The sequence below is a fragment of the Frankia sp. AiPs1 genome (genome assembly GCF_023716945.1).
GTDB lineage: Bacteria > Actinomycetota > Actinomycetes > Frankiales > Frankiaceae > Frankia.
The window spans coordinates 1-1,450 of the sequence record NZ_JAMQQF010000926.1; the positions used below are offsets into that span (position 1 = coordinate 1).

Consider the following 1,450-nt stretch of genomic DNA (forward strand, 5'->3'; position numbering starts at 1 on the left):
GCGCGGCACGACGTGGTCGGCGACGTCCGCGGGCGCGGCGCGATGCTCGCCCTGGAGCTCGTCCGCGGTGGTGGCGACACCGGCCCGGACAGGGAGCTGACCGTCGCCGTCGCGGCGGCCTGCCACCGCCGCGGCCTGATCGTGCTCACCGCCGGCACCTGGGGCAACGTGCTGCGGCTGCTGCCGCCGCTGGTCATCGACACCTCGCTGCTGCTCGCCGGTCTCGACGTCCTCGACGAGGCGTTCGCCGAGGTCGCCGCCGCCCGTTGATCATGGCCGTCATGCCCGGCGGTTCGGCACATCTGTGCTGGTGGGACGGTTGCTCGTGGTGAAGGGCGGGAACAGCGGTATCGGAACCGCCGAGGTCCGGCGGCACCGTCCCACCTACGCTAGGAGGCGCCTGGTGACCATTGCTGCCGCCTGCCCTCGTTGTCTCGGCCCGCTCCGCCCACCCGATCTGTGGAGCAGCCAGTACCGCTGCGACGAGCACGGGGAGGTGAGCCCGTACCGGACGGCCGTCTCCTCCCGCGAGCAGGCGTTGCACGCCCTGGCCACGTCCTCGACCGTGCCCGCGTGGCTGCCCGAACCCATGCCGGTGCACTGGTACGTCAGCGGAGTCGGCTGGGCCGGTGACGATCGCACCGGGCCGCGCGCCAGCGCGATCGCCCTCGCCGGCCCCTGCCCGCTGGGCGGCCCGGCGGAGATGATCCTCGTCGCCGAGGCGCCCGGGGTGGGTCTTGGCGCCCGGCTCGCGGGCATCACCGGCCTCGACCCGCAGGCGCTGCCGGGCGTGCCCGAGGCCAAGGTCGAGGCCGCCGGGCATCCCACCGCGATGTGGCCGCTGGCCGTCCCGCCGGACCGAGCCGCCTTCGTCGGGGAGGCCCGCGGGGTGTGGCTGTGGCTGGTGCTCTGGCCGACGGACGCGGCGCTGATCCTGCTGGAGCAGCTGGTACTGCGCGACGTGCGGGACGCCCCCGAGATCGGCGAACGGTCGTTTTTCGGCGCCGTCAGCGAGCATCTCACCGTCGCGCCGTTCACGATGGGGTGAGCCGGGTCGCCGTGGCCGTAGGCTGATCCGATCGGATCGGCCGGCGAAGGGAACAGGCGAGCGTGACGGAACCGTCCCCCCCGCCAGCACCCGCCTCGCCGGCCGCTGCTGTGCCGACGTCTGCTGTGCCGGCCGCTGCTGTGTCGACGTCTGCTGTGCGGGCCCCTGCCCCGCCGGTGCCCGTCTCGCCGATGCCCTCGACTCCGGCGGCCGTGGAGGTCGATCGGCGGCTGCTCACCGTGATCGTCAATCCGAGCGCGGGGCGCGGGCGGGCGCTGCGCCTGCTCGACGGCGTCCGCGCCGAGCTCGACCGGTGGTCCGCCGACGTGCGGGTCGCCCCCACCCGCGATCTCGCCCACGCCGGCCAGCTCGCCGCCGAGGCGACCGCGCAGGGCCGGGTGG

3 protein-coding genes are annotated in these 1,450 nt (G+C 75.1%); all 3 read left to right on the forward strand.

Annotation, left to right across the window (positions count from 1 at the left end):
- Positions 1-270 (forward strand): aminotransferase class III-fold pyridoxal phosphate-dependent enzyme (locus ND748_RS31920; RefSeq protein ID WP_251749999.1); only part of this gene is annotated, 270 nt, incomplete at its 5' end.
- A 133-nt stretch (positions 271-403) separates the two neighbouring features.
- Entirely contained in the window at positions 404-1,048 is a 645-nt protein-coding gene (locus tag ND748_RS31925) for a DUF6758 family protein (RefSeq protein ID WP_251750000.1), read from the forward strand.
- A 155-nt stretch (positions 1,049-1,203) separates the two neighbouring features.
- Positions 1,204-1,450 (forward strand): diacylglycerol kinase family protein (locus tag ND748_RS34360; protein ID WP_374216090.1); only part of this gene is annotated, 247 nt, incomplete at its 3' end.